This is a genomic window from Pseudomonas sp. ASL4 (assembly GCF_056680395.1).
In genome coordinates, this window is record NZ_CM155280.1 from 1,057,097 (window position 1) to 1,072,989 (window position 15,893).

Genomic DNA, 15,893 nt, shown 5'->3' on the forward strand with positions numbered 1-15,893 from the left:
CAGTCGGTTGACGCCAGCGTTTGCGTGTCGGTTCACGTTGCCGCAAAATGCCGGCCTTCTTAGCTTGACGCTGCTGCACGGCCTACAACGGAAACCGCTGCTGTCATCGTGTTGATGTGCCTTTGGGGGGCAATCGATGAAACGCAAACCGGATTTACTATGGATTTTGGTTATTTTGTTTGGCCTCGGCGTCGTGACCACCGGCTATGCCCAAAGCCTGTGGAACAACAAGACCGACGCGCCGATCGAAATCGCGCAACAGCAACAACACCACCAACTGCAGCCGTCGGCCTTCAAGCGCTGAACCTGTCTTCCGGACGCCGCTGATCGTGGTGGCGTCTAGCTTGCGAAATACCACGCCTTGTCGGTCACCGTTCCTTGCAACGGCACATCCCAGCTCGCTTGAGCCAATCGTTCGACCTTCTGACATTCATGGGCCAGCCCCAGCAGCGTCGGCTTGCGCCAGGTTTTGCGGCGCGCCAGGTACGCCAGGCTGCGGTCATAGAACCCACCGCCCATTCCCAAACGCCCGCCGACATCGTCAAACCCGACCAATGGCAGCAACACCAGGTCCAACGCCCAGACCTTGCGTTGCCGGCCGAGGTTGGCTTGCGGTTCGAGAATGCGGAAACGGTTGGGCTTGAGCTTTTCGCCCGGGCGAATGCGCTGGAAGACCATTTTGGTTCGCGGCCACGCGCTGAGCACCGGCAGGTAGGTGGCTTTGCCCCGGCGCTGTGCAGCACGCAGCAGTAGACGCGGGTCGATTTCACCGTCGGTGGGTAAATAGAGAGAGATGTGTCTGGCGCGGCGAAACAGCGGCTGCTGGGCCAATTGCTTGTATAGCCCGCGAGCGGCCTGGCGCTGCTGACTGGGTGTCAGTGCGCGGCGGGCCTTGCGCAGCATGCGTCGAAGTTGCGGGCGGGGAAGCAGCGCAGGTTCGGTCATGGATTCGGGCTTCGGCAGTGCGAGTACACAAAGCGTACTCGTAAAAAAGCCGATGCCGGTATTTAAACCGGCATCGGACTGGAATCAGGCTCCCCGGATGAACCGCTGCTGACTTAGCCCTTGAACCCGAAAGTTCAAGGTGGAAGAAGCAGTAGGCTTTAAGGCTTTCCGTCTAGCGGACATGCACACCAGCCCAACGTGCAACTTCCAGGGTAGTGCGAATCGGCTCAGGGACATCGTCAACTGGCAAGCACCCCAGGGAGTGACGCGAGTATACCCCAAGCGATCCCACGAATCAGCCCTTGGTGACGTCCGGATCAGTTGCCAGCACCAGATCGACGCGGTCGAGCAGGTCGCGAACCTGCTCTCGGGTCGAACCGCTGGCCTGTACGTCCGGGCGTTCTTCCTTGTGCAGCAGGTCGTGGGTGATGTTCAGCGCGGCCATCACGGCGATGCGGTCGGCGCCGATGACTTTGCCGCTGCTGCGGATTTCGCGCATCTTGCCGTCCAGGTAACGGGCGGCACTCACCAGGTTGCTGCGCTCTTCCTGGGGGCAGATGATCGAATATTCTTTGTCGAGGATCTGCACGGTAACGCTATTGCTTGAACTCATGAGTCTTGCTCCAGGGCCTTGAGGCGCGAAATCATCGATTCGACCTTACGCCGGGCGATTTCGTTTTTTTCAATGAGGTGCGCGCGTTCCTCGCGCCAGGTCTTTTCCTGAGCTAATAGGAGTCCGTTTTGACTCTTTAGTTGCTCGACCCGGCTAATTAGTAGCTCGAGTCTGGCCATCAGCGCTTGCAGATCGGTGTCTTCCATTGTGTCCACTGAATATGTGTCTGATGGGTGGCAGGCTCTGTAGGAAACTGCCGACGCGTCGAGCGCGCTTAGTTTCTTACAGCCCCAGGCTGGTGGACAGCCTTTAATAGTCTTGGCGAGTCTGTCGATGTAGGATACAAGGCCTTCATTCTAGACATAGCGCCGTCTGGCGCCTAGCTGCCCATGCCCATTCAGAATTCCCCGTACCAAGCCTTCGCCACCCTGCTGAACACCAGCGGCCATTCCGTCTCGCCTGCCGAACTGCATGGCCTGTTGCTCGGCCGCAGTTGCGCCGGTGCCGGCTTCGAAGCCGACAGCTGGCTGGCCGATGCCGCCGAGCTGCTCGAAGGCGAGCCACAAGACAACGTTCGCAACGCCCTGATCGGCCTGCAAGAGATGGTCAAGGGCGAATTGACCGGCGACGACATGACCGTCGTTCTGCTGCTGCCAACCGACGACGCACCGCTGGCCGACCGCGCCGCCGCGCTGGGCCAATGGTGCCAGGGTTTCCTGACCGGCTTCGGTCTGACCCGTCGTGAATATGCCCTGACCACCGAAGCCACCGAAGTGCTGCAGGATCTGGCCGCCATCGCCCAGGTGCAAGATGCTCTGGAAGAGTCTGACGACGGCGAAAGCGATTACATGGAAGTGATGGAGTACCTGCGCGTTGCTCCATTGTTGCTGTTCACGGAAACCAAGAAAACCGACGAAGCCGCTGCTAAACCGTCGTTGCACTAATCGCCTGCCAGGGAAAGCCATCTGCCCATGATCCATATCCCGAAATCGGAATACAGCCGTCGCCGCAAGGCCTTGATGGCGCAGATGGAACCCAACAGCATCGCGATTCTGCCCGCCGCCGCGGTGGCCATTCGCAACCGCGACGTCGAGCACGTCTACCGTCAGGACAGCGACTTCCAGTACCTCAGCGGTTTCCCCGAGCCTCAAGCCGTCATCGTCCTGATGCCCGGCCGGGAGCACGGCGAATACCTGCTGTTTTGCCGGGAGCGCAACGCCGAACGAGAATTGTGGGACGGCCTGCGCGCCGGCCAGGAAGGCGCGATCCGCGACTTCGGCGCCGACGATGCATTCCCGATCACCGACATCGACGACATCTTGCCGGGCCTGATCGAAGGTCGCGACCGGGTCTACTCGGCCATGGGCAGCAACCCCGAATTTGATCGGCACCTGATGGACTGGATCAACGTGATCCGCTCTAAAGCGCACCTCGGCGCCCAGCCGCCGAACGAATTCGTTGCCCTGGATCATCTGCTTCACGACATGCGCCTGTATAAATCCGCGGCAGAAGTGAAGGTGATGCGCGAAGCCGCACGGATTTCTGCCCAGGCGCATATCCGCGCCATGCAGGCCAGCCGTGCCGGGCTGCATGAATTCAGCCTCGAAGCCGAGCTCGATTACGAATTCCGCAAGGGCGGGGCGAAGATGCCGGCGTATGGCTCGATCGTCGCGTCAGGGCGCAACAGCTGCATCCTGCATTACCAGCAGAATGACGCGGTCCTCAAGGACGGCGACCTGGTGTTGATCGATGCCGGATGCGAGATCGACTGCTACGCCAGCGACATCACCCGCACCTGGCCGGTCAGCGGCAAGTATTCAGCGGAGCAGAAGGCGATCTACGAATTGGTGTTGGCGTCTCAGGAAGCCGCGTTTGCCGAAATCGCCCCGAACAAACACTGGAATCAGGCCCACGAAGCCACGGTCCGGGTGATTACCGCCGGTCTGGTGAAGTTGGGCCTGTTGAAGGGGGACGTCGACGAACTGATCGCCAGCGAAGCCTATAAAGCGTTTTACATGCACCGCGCCGGCCACTGGCTGGGCATGGATGTGCATGACGTCGGCGAGTACAAGGTCGGCGGCGAATGGCGTGTGCTGGAAGTCGGCATGGCGCTGACCGTTGAGCCGGGGATCTACATCTCCCCGGACAACCAGAACGTGGCGAAGAAATGGCGTGGCATTGGCGTGCGCATCGAGGACGACGTGGTAGTGACCAAAACCGGTTGTGAAATCCTGACGAAAGGCGTGCCGAAAACGGTCGCCGACATCGAGGCCTTGATGGCACAAGCACGGACACAAGCGGCATGAGTCGAGTCAATCTGGCAATCATCGGCGGCGGCCTGGTCGGCGCAAGTCTGGCGTTGGCGTTGCAGGCCGGGGCCAAGGCCCGTGGCTGGAAGATCGTGTTGATCGAACCGTTCGCCCCCGGTGACACCTACCAACCGAGCTACGACGCCCGATCTTCGGCGCTGTCCTATGGCGCTCGGCAGATTTATCAACGGCTGGGCGTGTGGCAGGAAATCACCCGCCGGGCCGAGCCGATCAAGCAGATTCATGTGTCTGACCGTGGACGTTTCTCCACGGCACGGCTGTCGGCGATGGAAGAGGGTGTTCCGGCGCTGGGTTATGTGGTGGAAAACGCCTGGCTCGGCCAATGCTTGTGGCAAGGTCTGGACAAAGAAGTCGTCAGTTGGCGCTGCCCGGCGGAAGTCACCCGCATGGAACCGTTGACCGACGGTTATCGCCTGACCCTCAATGACGAAACCACTCTGGAATGCGACCTCGCGGTGCTCGCTGATGGCGGCCGTTCCGGTCTGCGCGAGCAACTGGGGATCGGCATCAAGAAGCGTCCGTACAACCAGAGCGCGCTGATCGCCAACATCACCCCGAGCGAATCCCACAACGGCATGGCGTTCGAGCGTTTCACCGACGAAGGCCCGATGGCGTTATTGCCGCTGCCGGACAACCGTTGCGCTTTGGTCTGGACCCGTTTGGGCATGGACGCGCAACGGCTGGCGGCCCTTGATGAAAAGAGCTTCCTCAGTGAGTTGCAAGGCGTGTTCGGTTATCGCCTCGGCACCTTGAAGCAGGTCGGCGCGCGGCATTTGTACCCGCTGACCTTGATCGAGGCCGAAGAGCAGGTGCGTCCGCATCTGGCGATTCTCGGCAACGCCGCCCACAGCCTGCACCCGATTGCCGGCCAAGGCTTCAACCTGTCCTTGCGCGATGCCCAGGCCCTGGCCGACGCGTTGCTGGCCAGCGAGACTTCGCCTGGCGACTTTGCGACGCTGCAGGCCTATCGCGAACGCCAGCGTATGGATCAGAACCTCACCGTCGGCTTCTCCGATCAGGTCACCCGGTTGTTCGGCAGCACCCAGCCGCTGGTCTCCCTGGGCCGCAACATCGGCCTGCTCGGCCTTGACCTGTTGCCGCCGGCCAAGCGCTGGTTCGCCCGCCAGGCCATGGGTTTGGGTACGCGTCCTGATGCTTAAGTGGCTGACCGCAAAATTCGGCAAGGCGCGGTTGATGCGCTGGGTCATGACGTTTTACCCGCCGTACTTCGGGGCCGGGGTGCGGGTTCGGCACATCAGCGATGACTTCCGCGACATTCAGGTGTCCATGGGGCTGGGCTGGTACAACCGCAACTACGTTGGCACTCAGTTCGGTGGCAGCCTGTATGCGATGGTCGACCCGTTCTACATGCTGATGCTGATGGAAAACCTCGGGCATCGGTACATCGTCTGGGACAAGGCGGCCGACATCGATTTCATTTCGCCGGGCAGAGGCCCGGTGTTCGCTCGCTTCAACATCGACGAAACCTTGCTCGACGAAATCCGCCGGCAGACCGCCGATGGCGAGAAATACCTGCCGCAGTTGCAGGTCGATATTCACGACGGCGCCGGCACCTTGGTGGCGCGGGTCGAAAAAACCCTTTACGTGCGGCTCAAGCCGCAAGCGAGACAGGCTTAAAGCATGGACATGCGCGCAGATCTGCTGATTGTCGGGGCCGGAATGGTCGGCAGCGCCCTGGCGCTGGCGTTGCAAGACAGTGGGCTGGAAGTCCTGCTGCTGGACGGCAGCCCCATGAGCGTCAAACCTTTCGACGGCGACGCGCCGTTCGAGCCGCGAGTGAGCGCCTTGTCGACCGCCAGTCAGCGCATCCTCGAACGCCTCGGCGTCTGGGACGGTATCGCCAGCCGACGCAGCAGCCCGTACACCGACATGCAGGTCTGGGACGGCAGCGGCACCGGACAAATCCACTTCTCGGCGGCCAGTGTGCACGCCGACGTGCTGGGGCATATCGTCGAGAACCGGGTGGTTCAGGACGCCTTGCTCGACCGCTTGCACGATTGCGACCTCGGAATGCTGGCCAATGCGCGCCTTGAGCAGATGCGCCGCTCCGGTGATGACTGGTTGTTGACCCTGGCTGATGGCCGCACCTTGCGCGCGCCGTTGGTGATCGCGGCGGATGGCGCCAATTCAGCAGTGCGACGCCTGACCGGTGTGGCGACCCGCGAGTGGGATTACTTGCACCACGCCATCGTCACCAGCGTGCGCAGCTCAAAACCGCATCAAATGACGGCTTGGCAGCGGTTTACCGACAACGGTCCGCTGGCCTTCTTGCCGCTGGAACGTGACGGTCAGCAGGATTGGTGCTCGATTGTCTGGTCGACCACGCCGAGCGAAGCCGAACGCCTGATGGCGCTGGATGACGAAGGCTTCTGCCGCGAACTGGAGCGGGCCTTCGAGGGCCGTTTGGGCACGGTAATCAGCGCCGATCCGCGTCTGTGCGTGCCGCTGCGTCAGCGCCACGCCAAACGCTATGTCGCGGAAGGCTTGGCACTGATCGGCGACGCGGCGCACACCATTCACCCGCTGGCCGGGCAGGGCGTGAACCTCGGTTTCCTTGATGCGGCGGTGCTGGCTGAAGTGCTGCTGCAAGCGGCTGAACGCGGCGAGCGCCTGGCGGATGTGAAAGTCCTCAGCCGTTACGAGCGTCGGCGCATGCCCCACAACCTGGCGTTGATGGCGGCGATGGAAGGCTTTGAACGGTTGTTCCAGGCCGATCCGCTGCCAGTGCGCTGGTTGCGTAACGCCGGATTGAAGCTGGTCGAGAAAATGCCCGAGGCCAAGGCGTTGTTTGTGCGTGAAGCGCTGGGGCTGACCGGGGATTTGCCGGCACTCGCCAAGGCTTGAAGTGGGCATGGCCCTGTGGCGAGGGGGCTTGCCCCCGTTCGAGCGCGAAGCGGTCGCAGGTTGGATTGCAGGTTTTGTCTGAAGATATGCAGGGACTGCTTCGCAGTCCAACGGGGGCAAGCCCCCTCGCCACAGGGGTTGTGTCGGCGCCCTGTGCAACATCTGGTAACTCACCCGCGAACTGTTCGATTGAGAAGGTAAATGTGAGTCCTTATCATTTGGCCTCATTTTTTCAATCGAGAGACCGCTCCCATGTTGGCACCGAAGCGTCTACTGACCGCACTGGCCCTGACCCTGATCGGCAGCACCGCCGCCCAGGCCGCCGACGAGGTGGTGGTTTACTCCTCGCGTATCGACGAGTTGATCAAGCCAGTCTTCGATGCCTACACCGCGAAAACCGGTGTGCAGGTGAAGTTCATCACCGACAAGGAAGCGCCGTTGATGCAGCGCATCAAGGCCGAGGGCGAAAACGCCACCGCCGACCTGCTGCTCACCGTCGACGCCGGTAACCTCTGGCAGGCCGAGCAGATGGGCATCCTCCAGCCGTTCACCTCCAAAGCCATCGACGCCAATATCCCGCTGCAGTACCGCGCGTCCTCCCACGCCTGGACCGGCCTGAGCCTGCGGGCGCGGACGATTGCTTATTCCACTGCCCGAGTGAAGCCGGGCGAGCTGACGACTTACGAAGCGCTGGCGGACAAGCAGTGGGAAGGTCGCCTGTGCCTGCGCACGGCGAAGAAGGTCTACAACCAGTCGCTGACCGCCACCATGATTGAAGTCCATGGCGCCGAGAAAACCGAGCAGATCCTCAAGGGCTGGGTGAGCAACCTGTCCACCGACGTGTTCTCCGATGACATCGCGGTACTGGACGCGATCAACGCCGGCCAATGCGACGTTGGCATCGTCAACACCTACTACTACGGCCGCCTCCACAAGCAGAAACCGGATCTGGCGGTAAAGCTGTTCTGGCCGAATCAGGGCGACCGTGGTGTGCACGTCAACCTGTCGGGCATTGGCCTGACCAAGCATGCACCGCACCCGGAAGCAGCCAAGGCCTTGGTGGAGTGGATGACCACGCCGCAAGCGCAAAAGATTTTCGCTGACGTAAACCAGGAATTCCCGGCCAACCCTGCGGTTCAGCCATCTGCTGAAGTGGCGAGTTGGGGCAAGTTTGTCGCTGATACGTTGCCGGTGGAAATTGCCGGCAAGCGCCAGGCTGAAGCGATTCGCATGATGGATCGGGCCGGTTGGAACTGACGCCACTCCTTTGTGTTGGCGTTTGTTCGTGGTGAGGGGGCCTACCTGTGGCGAGGGAGCTTGCTCCCGCTGGCCTGCGAAGCGGCCCCAAAACCAGGCGGCGCGGTGCGTCAGTTAAATCGCATCCGCTGCTTTACGACTGCTGCGCAGCCGAGCGGGAGCAAGCTCCCTCGCCACAAAATGGAGCTGGTCGCAGACCTGCGTTAGCTCAAAATTTTCTAGAGAATCCCCTTGGCCCACCCCGCCCAACGCCGCTGGTATCCCCTGGTCTTCGTCATCGCTGCGTTGGTCCTGCTGCCCCTGAGCGTTCTGCTTTTCTCCTGGCAAACCATCGATCAACAGATCTGGTCCCACCTCTGGGACACCCAGATGCCACGCCTGCTGGGCAATACCCTGACGCTGGTGCTCGGCGTCGGTATCGGGGTGACGCTGTTGGGTGTGAGCCTGGCCTGGCTCACCAGCCTCTGCGAATTCCCCGGCCGGCGCTGGCTGGACTGGGCATTGATGCTGCCCTTTGCGATACCTGCCTATGTGTTGGCGTTCGTCTTTGTCGGCCTGTTGGACTTCGCCGGTCCCGTGCAAACCTTGCTACGGGAGTGGTTTGGCGCGGGGCTACGATTGCCGCGAGTGCGTTCCACCGGCGGTGTCATCCTCGTTCTGGTGCTGGTGTTCTACCCCTACGTTTACCTCTTGGCGCGCACCGCGTTTCTGGCCCAGGGCAAAGGCCTGATGGAGGCCGCTCGGGTTCTCGGGCAATCGCCATGGCAAGCGTTCTGGCGGGTGGCATTGCCGATGGCGCGCCCGGCCATCGGCGCTGGCGTGGCGTTGGCGCTGATGGAAACCCTGGCGGATTTCGGCGCAGTGTCGGTGTTCAACTTCGACACGTTCACCACCGCCATCTACAAGACCTGGTACGGCTTTTTCAGCCTGTCGACCGCCGCGCAACTGGCCAGCCTGTTGCTGCTGGTGGTGATGGTCGTGCTGTACGGCGAGCGCCGTGCCCGGGGGGCGAATCGGGCGAGCAACGAGCGGCCACGGGTCAAGGCGTTGTATCACCTGCATGGCATCAAGGCGTTGGCGGCGATGAGTTGGTGCGGGCTGGTGTTCGCCTGCGCCTTTGTCATTCCGATGCTGCAACTGATGGTGTGGTTCTGGCAGCGCGGGCGCTTCGACCTGGATGAGCGTTACGCCGGGCTGATCGTCCACACCCTGTACCTGGGCGGCATGGCTGCGTTGATCACCGTCAGTGTTGCGCTGCTGCTGGCGTTTGCCCGACGACTGGCGCCGACCCGGGCGATCCGTTCCGGCGTCAGCCTGGCCAACCTTGGCTACGCCTTGCCTGGTTCGGTGCTGGCGGTGTCGATCATGCTGGCGTTCAGTTATCTGGATCGCGAACTGGTGATTCCGCTGTCGGGCTGGTTTGGCGGCGCGGGCAAGCCGTTACTGCTGGGCAGCCTGTCGGCGTTGTTGCTGGCCTATCTGGTGCGTTTCATCGCAGTGGCTTACGGCCCATTGGAAAGCTGTCTGGCGCGAATACGGCCTTCTTTGCCCGAAGCGGCACGTAGTCTTGGAGTGAGTGGGCCACGACTGTTTTTCAAAGTGTATCTGCCGCTTTTACTGCCCGGTACCTTGAGCGCCGCGTTGCTGGTGTTCGTCGATGTGCTTAAGGAAATGCCCGCCACCCTGCTGATGCGCCCGTTTGGCTGGGACACGCTGGCGGTGCGGATCTTCGAAATGACCAGCGAAGGAGAGTGGGCGAGGGCGTCGTTGCCGGCGCTGACCCTGGTTTTGGTCGGGCTGTTACCGGTTATCGGATTGATTCGACGTTCGGCGCATCGAAACGCCTAGGTGCCAGTCCTACACCTTGCGGCTACAATGCGCGGCATTCGGTGCGGTCCGTCTGACAGATCAGGTAGCTGAAATCGGCTGTAGGCCTTCTATTTCAAGGCTTTCACCCGTGCAGTGCTTGTCCGCACCTTCGCCACGCCCGGAAGGAGAAACCCATGGGACAGCGTACGCCTCTGTATGACCTTCATCTCGCCCTCGGCGCGAAGATGGTCGATTTTGGCGGTTGGGATATGCCACTGCATTACGGCTCGCAGGTCGAGGAACACCACCAGGTGCGCCGCGATTGCGGGGTTTTCGATGTATCCCACATGACCGTGATCGATGTCGACGGCCCCCAGGCCAAGGCCTGGCTCCAGCATTTGCTGGCCAATGACGTCGGACGCCTGCACAGCTCCGGCCGTGCCCTGTACAGCACCATGCTCAACGAGCACGGCGGTATCGTCGACGACATGCTCGTCTACCGTCTCGACGACGGCTATCGGCTGGTGGTCAACGCCTCCACCCGCGATCAGGACCTGGCCTGGATGCAGGCGCATCTCGGCGGCTTCAAAGTCCAGATCCATGAGCGTTCCGAGATGGCGATGCTGGCTATTCAAGGTCCGCAGGCCCGGCACAAGATTGCCGAACTGGTCACCCAGTCCCGCGGAAACCTGATCCAGATCCTCAAACCCTTCGAAGGTCAGCCTGATGGCGACTGGTTTATCGCGCGCACCGGTTACACCGGCGAAGACGGGCTGGAAATCGTTCTGCCAGCGGATCAGGCGCCAGGTTTCTTCAATGACCTGGTCGGCGCCGGCATCTCTCCTATCGGTCTTGGCGCCCGGGACACCTTGCGTGTCGAGGCCGGGATGAACCTCTACGGTCAGGACATTCATCAAGACGTCTCACCGCTGGCCTCTAATATGGCCGGGAGCATTGCCTGGGAGCCGGCCACTCGCCAGTTCATTGGTCGTGCGGCCCTGGAAGCCGAAAGGGCCAACGGCGTACAGCACAAACTGGTCGGTCTGGTGCTTGAGGAGCGTGGGGTTTTACGCGCTCATCAAGTCGTCCGTATCGCCAATGTTGGCGAAGGGGAGATCACCAGTGGTAGTTTCTCTCCTACGCTAAGCAAGTCGATTGCACTGGCGCGCGTGCCGATGGCGACAGCCGACCGCGCAGAAGTGGAAATCCGTGGCAAGTGGTACCCGGTCCGAGTGGTCAAACCGACCTTCGTACGCCACGGCAAAACCTTGATTTAAACTTTTCCGGCGGGCAACGACCGCTGACATTCTTCTTGAGGACACAGAACATGAGCGATATCCCTGCCGACCTGCGTTTCGCCGAAAGTCACGAATGGGCCCGTCTGGAAGCCGATGGCACCGTCACCGTGGGCATCAGCGATCACGCACAGGAAGCCTTGGGCGACGTGGTGTTCGTTGAGTTGACTGAAGTCGGCAATGTGTTTGCTGCCGAAGATCAGGCAGGTGTGGTGGAGTCGGTTAAAGCGGCTTCCGACATCTACTCCCCGATTGCCGGTGAAGTGATTGCGGTCAACGAAGAGCTGAGCGCCAACCCGGAATTGCTCAACTCCGAGCCGTACAACGCCTGGATCTTCAAACTCAAGCCAAGCAACACGGCTGACCTGGAAAAGCTGCTTGATGCAGCTGGCTACAAAGCCGCCATCGGCGAGTAATCCTCGCCCAATGTAGGAGCTACCGAAGGCTCGGGCCGCCTTCGGCAGCTCCTACACAGGTTGGTTTACGGCTTCAATACAGCTTTTACCGCTGCCACGGACTGCTCGACATCCGCTTTGCTCATCGCCGTAAACATCGGCAGCGAAACGATCAAACGGCCGACGCGTTCTGCCACCGGGAACATCCCTTCCTTGAAACCGCGCTCGCGGTAAAGACTCAGCAAGTGAATCGGCGGGTAGTGATAACCGATGCCGACGCCCAGTGCCTGCATCTGCTCCATGAACGTGGCCCGTGCCGGTTGGCCGTCCTTGCGCTCAGGCAGCACCAGTTGGAACAAATGCCAGTTGCTGTTCTCGAAATCCGCCGGCGGCAGTTGCGCCCCGTACTGCGCTTCGAAATCGGCGCCGAAACAGGCGAAATAATGCTTGGCCAGCTCACGACGATGAGCAGTGATCGCCTCGATGTGAGCAAATTGCCCCAGGCCAATGGCCGCCGCAACATCGGTCATGTTGAACTTGCCGCCCAGCACATCCACGTCCAGACCATCAAAACCCGTGCGGGTGACGCCCTGCAAACGGTACTTCTCCGCCAGTCGCACTTCCTCAGGCGTGTTCAGTACCAGGCAACCGCCCTCCGACGAGGTGACGTTCTTGTTCGCCTGGAAACTGAACGACACGAAGTCGCCTGTCGCGCCGATGCGTTGGCCATTCCAGCTCGAACCCAGGGCTTGAGCGGCGTCTTCGACTATCCGCAGGCCATGTTTTTTGGCAATCGCATACAGCCGGCTCATGTCTACCGGCAAACCGGCGAGGTACACCGGAATGATGGCTTTGGTGCGCGGGGTGATCGCGGCTTCCAACTGATCCAGATCGATATTGCGGGTGATCGGGTCGATGTCGGCAAACACCGGCGTGGCGCCCACTTCCAGAATCACGTTGGCGGTGGCGACCCAGGAAATCGGCGTGGTGATCACTTCATCGCCTGGCCCGATGCCGGCGATGCGCAAAGCGATTTCCATGGTGCAGGTGCCGGAGTTGAACGTGCGCACCGGGCGCCCGCCAAAGAACTCCGACAGTTGCGCTTCAAAGGCCTGGACCTTGGGGCCGCTGGTGATCCAGCCCGAACGCAATACATCACCGACCGCCGCAATCGTGGCTTCGTCGATGGTGGGTTTGGAAAACGGCAAAAATGGCAGTTGGCTCATAAACAGTAGACACCTGATTGGCGGACATTAGGCATGCGCCGCACATGATGATCCGGTTTGAGCGAAGGCGCCACGCCATCTGCTCGGGTATCGACTGCTATGCTGGTTTGACCGTGTTGCATCGACGCTGAGCGCCAGTCAAGAGAGAGCCCGTCATGTCCCAATTGCCGTCCTTGAGCCAGTTACGCGACCCCAATACTTTCCTGCGTCGCCACTTGGGCCCCGATGCCGCCGAACAGCAGGCGATGCTCGACAGCCTCGGCCTCGGCAGCCGGGTCGAACTGATCGAACAAACCGTGCCGCCAGGCATTCGCCTCAACCGTGAACTGGACTTGCCGCCAGCCCTCGACGAAGAAGCGGCGCTGGCCAAGCTGCGCGGTTATGCCGAACAGAACCAGGTCTGGACCAGCCTGATCGGCATGGGTTACCACGGCACCCTTACGCCGACCGTCATCCTGCGTAACGTGCTGGAAAATCCCGGTTGGTACACCGCTTACACGCCTTATCAGCCCGAGATTGCCCAGGGGCGGCTCGAAGCGCTGCTCAACTTCCAGCAATTGACCATCGACCTTACGGGCCTGGAGCTGGCTAACGCCTCGTTGCTGGATGAAGCCACGGCTGCCGCTGAAGCCATGGCGTTGGCCAAGCGGGTCGCCAAGTCCAAGAGCAATCTGTTTTTCGTCGACGAGAACTGCCATCCGCAGACCATTTCCGTGGTCCGGACCCGGGCCGAAGGTTTCGGTTTCGAGTTGATCATCGACGCTGTGGATAACCTGAAGCAGCACCAGGTTTTTGGTGCGTTGCTGCAGTATCCCGACACTCACGGCGAGATTCGTGATCTGCGGCCACTGATCGATCACTTGCATGCCCAGCAGGCGCTGGCCTGTGTGGCGACTGACCTCCTGAGTTTGTTAATGCTGACCCCGCCGGGAGAGCTGGGCGCCGATGTGGTATTTGGTTCGTCCCAGCGGTTCGGCGTACCGATGGGCTACGGCGGTCCGCATGCAGCGTTTTTTGCCAGCCGTGATGAGTACAAACGGGCGATTCCAGGGCGGATCATCGGCGTGTCGAAAGATGCCCGTGGCAACGTCGCCCTGCGCATGGCCCTGCAAACCCGCGAGCAACATATCCGTCGGGAGAAGGCCAACTCGAACATCTGCACCGCCCAGGTGCTGCTGGCCAATATCGCCAGTTTCTACGCGGTCTACCATGGCCCGGAAGGGCTGAAACGGATTGCTCAACGCGTGCATCGGCTGACTTGTATCCTCGCCGCGGGCCTTGAGCGTCATGGCATTACCCGCCTCAACAAACAGTTTTTCGACACCCTGACCCTGGAGGTCGGCGGAACGCAAACCGCGATCATCGAAAGCGCCCAAGCGGCGCAGATCAATTTGCGTATTCTCGGACGCGGGCAACTGGGCCTGAGTCTTGATGAAACGTGCGATGAGTCCACTGTCGCGAAGCTGTTCGATGTATTCCTCGGTGCCGATCATGGGCTTAACGTCGACGAACTCGACGCTGAAACCCTGGTCTGCGGCATTCCTGACGGATTGTTGCGCACCACGCCTTATCTGCGTCACCCGGTGTTCAGCGCCCATCACAGCGAAACCGAGATGCTGCGCTACCTCAAGCAGTTGGAGAACAAGGACCTGGCGCTGAACCAGTCGATGATCCCGCTCGGCTCCTGCACCATGAAACTCAATGCCACCAGCGAGATGATCCCCATCACCTGGCCGCAATTCGCCAACCTGCACCCGTTTGTGCCCAAGGAGCAGGCGGCGGGTTATGCGCTGTTGATCGAGGAGCTGGAGCGCTGGCTTTGCGCGATCACCGGTTTTGATGCGATCTGCATGCAGCCCAACTCCGGCGCCCAGGGTGAGTACGCGGGGTTGCTGGCGATTCGCAAATATCACGAGAGTCGGCATCAAGGCGCCCGGGATATCTGTTTGATCCCGTCCTCGGCCCACGGCACCAACCCGGCCTCGGCGCAAATGGCCGGGATGCGGGTGGTGATCGTTGAGTGTGACGAGGCGGGCAACGTCGATCTGGACGACCTGAAGGGCAAAGCGTCAGCAGCGGGGGACAAACTCGCCTGTCTGATGGCGACTTATCCTTCGACCCACGGCGTCTATGAGGAAGGCATCAGCGAGATCTGTGAAGTTATCCACAGCCATGGCGGCCAGGTTTACATGGACGGTGCCAACCTTAATGCCCAGGTCGGCCTGGCGCGACCGGCTGATATTGGCGCCGATGTGTCCCACATGAACCTGCACAAAACCTTCTGCATTCCCCACGGTGGCGGCGGGCCGGGCATGGGGCCGATTGGTGTGCGCGCGCATCTGGCGCCGTTTGTGGCCAATCACCCGGTGGTGCCGATCGACGGTCCGCAGCCGCAGAACGGCGCAGTCAGCGCCGCGCCTTGGGGCAGCGCGAGTATTTTGCCGATCAGTTGGATGTACATCGCCATGATGGGGCCGCAATTGGCGGATGCCAGCGAGGTGGCGATTCTGGCCGCAAATTACTTGGCGCAGCATTTGTCCGGCGCTTTCCCGGTGCTCTACACCGGGCGCAACGAGCGGGTGGCCCATGAATGCATTCTGGATCTGCGGCCGCTCAAGGCGCTGACCGGGATTAGTGAGGAGGACGTGGCCAAGCGTCTGATGGATTACGGCTTCCACGCACCGACCATGTCCTTTCCGGTGCCGGGGACGTTGATGGTCGAACCGACCGAGAGCGAATCGAAGGCTGAACTGGACCGCTTTATCGCGGCGATGCTGAGCATTCGCGCAGAAATCACCGAAGTGCAAAACGGTCATTGGGACGCTGAGGACAATCCGTTGAAACGCTCACCGCACACCCTGGCTGATATCACCGGGGTCTGGGAGCGGCCTTACACCATCGAACAAGCGGTGACGCCGGATGCGCACACCAAGGCGCACAAGTATTGGCCAGCGGTGAACCGTGTCGATAACGTTTATGGCGACCGGAATCTGTTTTGCGCGTGCGTGCCGGTGGATGATTACCGCTGATCTACCGGTTTACACCTATCCAATGTGGGAGCGGGCTTGCTCGCGAAAGCGGTGTGTCATCCGACACCAATGTTGACTGATACGGCCCCTTCGCGAGCAAGCCCGCTCCCACAATGGATTGCGTTCTGA

At 61.1% G+C, this 15,893-nt stretch carries 15 protein-coding genes and 1 other RNA gene; 11 read left to right on the plus strand and 5 right to left on the minus strand.

Annotation, left to right across the window (positions count from 1 at the left end; translation table 11 throughout):
- Nucleotides 1-136: 136 nt before the first annotated feature.
- Nucleotides 137-304: a hypothetical protein gene (locus AC1MEW_RS04640; RefSeq protein ID WP_201198757.1), complete on the plus strand. Its 168-nt coding sequence runs from the start codon at nt 137-139 to the stop codon at nt 302-304.
- Nucleotides 305-339: 35 nt separating this feature from the next.
- On the opposite strand, the gene AC1MEW_RS04645 is transcribed toward AC1MEW_RS04640, so the two are convergent.
- From AC1MEW_RS04645 to AC1MEW_RS04660, 4 genes are all read right to left on the minus strand, one after another.
- On the minus strand, nt 340-945 hold the full coding sequence (locus AC1MEW_RS04645) for a 5-formyltetrahydrofolate cyclo-ligase (RefSeq protein ID WP_201198755.1): 606 nt from the start codon (nt 943-945) through the stop codon (nt 340-342).
- An 86-nt stretch (nt 946-1,031) separates the two neighbouring features.
- A non-coding RNA gene (ssrS, locus tag AC1MEW_RS04650) (6S RNA) lies at nt 1,032-1,210 on the minus strand.
- 30 nt (nt 1,211-1,240) lie between these two features.
- Nucleotides 1,241-1,558: a cell division protein ZapA gene (locus AC1MEW_RS04655; protein ID WP_007942435.1), complete on the minus strand. Its 318-nt coding sequence runs from the start codon at nt 1,556-1,558 to the stop codon at nt 1,241-1,243.
- The gene (locus tag AC1MEW_RS04660) at nt 1,555-1,764 is read right to left on the minus strand and encodes a TIGR02449 family protein (protein ID WP_007942437.1); all 210 of its coding nucleotides are present in this window, start codon (nt 1,762-1,764) and stop codon (nt 1,555-1,557) included. The genes AC1MEW_RS04655 and AC1MEW_RS04660 overlap by 4 nt, the downstream gene beginning before the upstream one ends.
- Nucleotides 1,765-1,947: 183 nt before the next feature.
- Between AC1MEW_RS04660 and AC1MEW_RS04665 the strand changes: the two genes are divergently transcribed.
- The 9 genes from AC1MEW_RS04665 to gcvH all read left to right on the plus strand — a co-directional run bounded on the left by AC1MEW_RS04665 (nt 1,948) and on the right by gcvH (nt 11,530).
- Entirely contained in the window at nt 1,948-2,502 is a 555-nt protein-coding gene (locus AC1MEW_RS04665) for a YecA/YgfB family protein (protein WP_201198753.1), read from the plus strand.
- A gap of 27 nt (nt 2,503-2,529) precedes the next feature.
- Entirely contained in the window at nt 2,530-3,864 is a 1,335-nt protein-coding gene (gene pepP, locus AC1MEW_RS04670) for a Xaa-Pro aminopeptidase (RefSeq protein WP_201198751.1), read from the plus strand.
- On the plus strand, nt 3,861-5,048 hold the full coding sequence (gene ubiH, locus AC1MEW_RS04675; protein ID WP_201198749.1) for a 2-octaprenyl-6-methoxyphenyl hydroxylase: 1,188 nt from the start codon (nt 3,861-3,863) through the stop codon (nt 5,046-5,048). Before pepP ends, ubiH begins: the two co-directional genes overlap by 4 nt.
- Complete coding sequence (locus AC1MEW_RS04680) at nt 5,041-5,526, plus strand: DUF4442 domain-containing protein (protein ID WP_201198747.1); 486 nt, start codon at nt 5,041-5,043, stop codon at nt 5,524-5,526. Before ubiH ends, AC1MEW_RS04680 begins: the two co-directional genes overlap by 8 nt.
- A gap of 9 nt (nt 5,527-5,535) precedes the next feature.
- The gene (locus AC1MEW_RS04685) at nt 5,536-6,753 is read left to right on the plus strand and encodes a 2-octaprenyl-3-methyl-6-methoxy-1,4-benzoquinol hydroxylase (protein ID WP_480427184.1); all 1,218 of its coding nucleotides are present in this window, start codon (nt 5,536-5,538) and stop codon (nt 6,751-6,753) included.
- A 252-nt stretch (nt 6,754-7,005) separates the two neighbouring features.
- Complete coding sequence (locus AC1MEW_RS04690) at nt 7,006-8,010, plus strand: extracellular solute-binding protein (RefSeq protein ID WP_480425545.1); 1,005 nt, start codon at nt 7,006-7,008, stop codon at nt 8,008-8,010.
- Between the two features lie 231 nt (nt 8,011-8,241).
- Entirely contained in the window at nt 8,242-9,858 is a 1,617-nt protein-coding gene (locus AC1MEW_RS04695; protein ID WP_480425547.1) for an ABC transporter permease, read from the plus strand.
- A gap of 155 nt (nt 9,859-10,013) precedes the next feature.
- Nucleotides 10,014-11,096 (plus strand): glycine cleavage system aminomethyltransferase GcvT, encoded by a 1,083-nt coding sequence (gcvT, locus tag AC1MEW_RS04700; protein ID WP_201198739.1) that lies wholly within the window; start codon nt 10,014-10,016, stop codon nt 11,094-11,096.
- A 50-nt stretch (nt 11,097-11,146) separates the two neighbouring features.
- A complete protein-coding gene (gcvH, locus tag AC1MEW_RS04705; RefSeq protein ID WP_201198737.1) occupies nt 11,147-11,530 on the plus strand; it encodes a glycine cleavage system protein GcvH in 384 nt (127 codons plus the stop codon).
- Between the two features lie 65 nt (nt 11,531-11,595).
- On the opposite strand, the gene AC1MEW_RS04710 is transcribed toward gcvH, so the two are convergent.
- The gene (locus tag AC1MEW_RS04710; protein ID WP_201198735.1) at nt 11,596-12,735 is read right to left on the minus strand and encodes a DegT/DnrJ/EryC1/StrS family aminotransferase; all 1,140 of its coding nucleotides are present in this window, start codon (nt 12,733-12,735) and stop codon (nt 11,596-11,598) included.
- A 155-nt stretch (nt 12,736-12,890) separates the two neighbouring features.
- Here AC1MEW_RS04710 and gcvP point away from each other — a divergent pair, with 155 nt between their 5' ends.
- Nucleotides 12,891-15,764: an aminomethyl-transferring glycine dehydrogenase gene (gene gcvP, locus AC1MEW_RS04715; protein WP_480425550.1), complete on the plus strand. Its 2,874-nt coding sequence runs from the start codon at nt 12,891-12,893 to the stop codon at nt 15,762-15,764.
- Nucleotides 15,765-15,893 lie beyond the last annotated feature (129 nt).

Coding starts and splice junctions, on each gene's coding strand:
- AC1MEW_RS04640 (WP_201198757.1), top strand. CDS start 137: ATGAAACGCAAACCGGATTTACTATGGATTTTGGTTATTTTGTTTGGC.
- AC1MEW_RS04645 (WP_201198755.1), bottom strand. CDS start 945: ATGACCGAACCTGCGCTGCTTCCCCGCCCGCAACTTCGACGCATGCTG.
- AC1MEW_RS04655 (WP_007942435.1), bottom strand. CDS start 1,558: ATGAGTTCAAGCAATAGCGTTACCGTGCAGATCCTCGACAAAGAATAT.
- AC1MEW_RS04660 (WP_007942437.1), bottom strand. CDS start 1,764: ATGGAAGACACCGATCTGCAAGCGCTGATGGCCAGACTCGAGCTACTA.
- AC1MEW_RS04665 (WP_201198753.1), top strand. CDS start 1,948: ATGCCCATTCAGAATTCCCCGTACCAAGCCTTCGCCACCCTGCTGAAC.
- pepP (WP_201198751.1), top strand. CDS start 2,530: ATGATCCATATCCCGAAATCGGAATACAGCCGTCGCCGCAAGGCCTTG.
- ubiH (WP_201198749.1), top strand. CDS start 3,861: ATGAGTCGAGTCAATCTGGCAATCATCGGCGGCGGCCTGGTCGGCGCA.
- AC1MEW_RS04680 (WP_201198747.1), top strand. CDS start 5,041: ATGCTTAAGTGGCTGACCGCAAAATTCGGCAAGGCGCGGTTGATGCGC.
- AC1MEW_RS04685 (WP_480427184.1), top strand. CDS start 5,536: ATGCGCGCAGATCTGCTGATTGTCGGGGCCGGAATGGTCGGCAGCGCC.
- AC1MEW_RS04690 (WP_480425545.1), top strand. CDS start 7,006: ATGTTGGCACCGAAGCGTCTACTGACCGCACTGGCCCTGACCCTGATC.
- gcvT (WP_201198739.1), top strand. CDS start 10,014: ATGGGACAGCGTACGCCTCTGTATGACCTTCATCTCGCCCTCGGCGCG.
- gcvH (WP_201198737.1), top strand. CDS start 11,147: ATGAGCGATATCCCTGCCGACCTGCGTTTCGCCGAAAGTCACGAATGG.
- AC1MEW_RS04710 (WP_201198735.1), bottom strand. CDS start 12,735: ATGAGCCAACTGCCATTTTTGCCGTTTTCCAAACCCACCATCGACGAA.
- gcvP (WP_480425550.1), top strand. CDS start 12,891: ATGTCCCAATTGCCGTCCTTGAGCCAGTTACGCGACCCCAATACTTTC.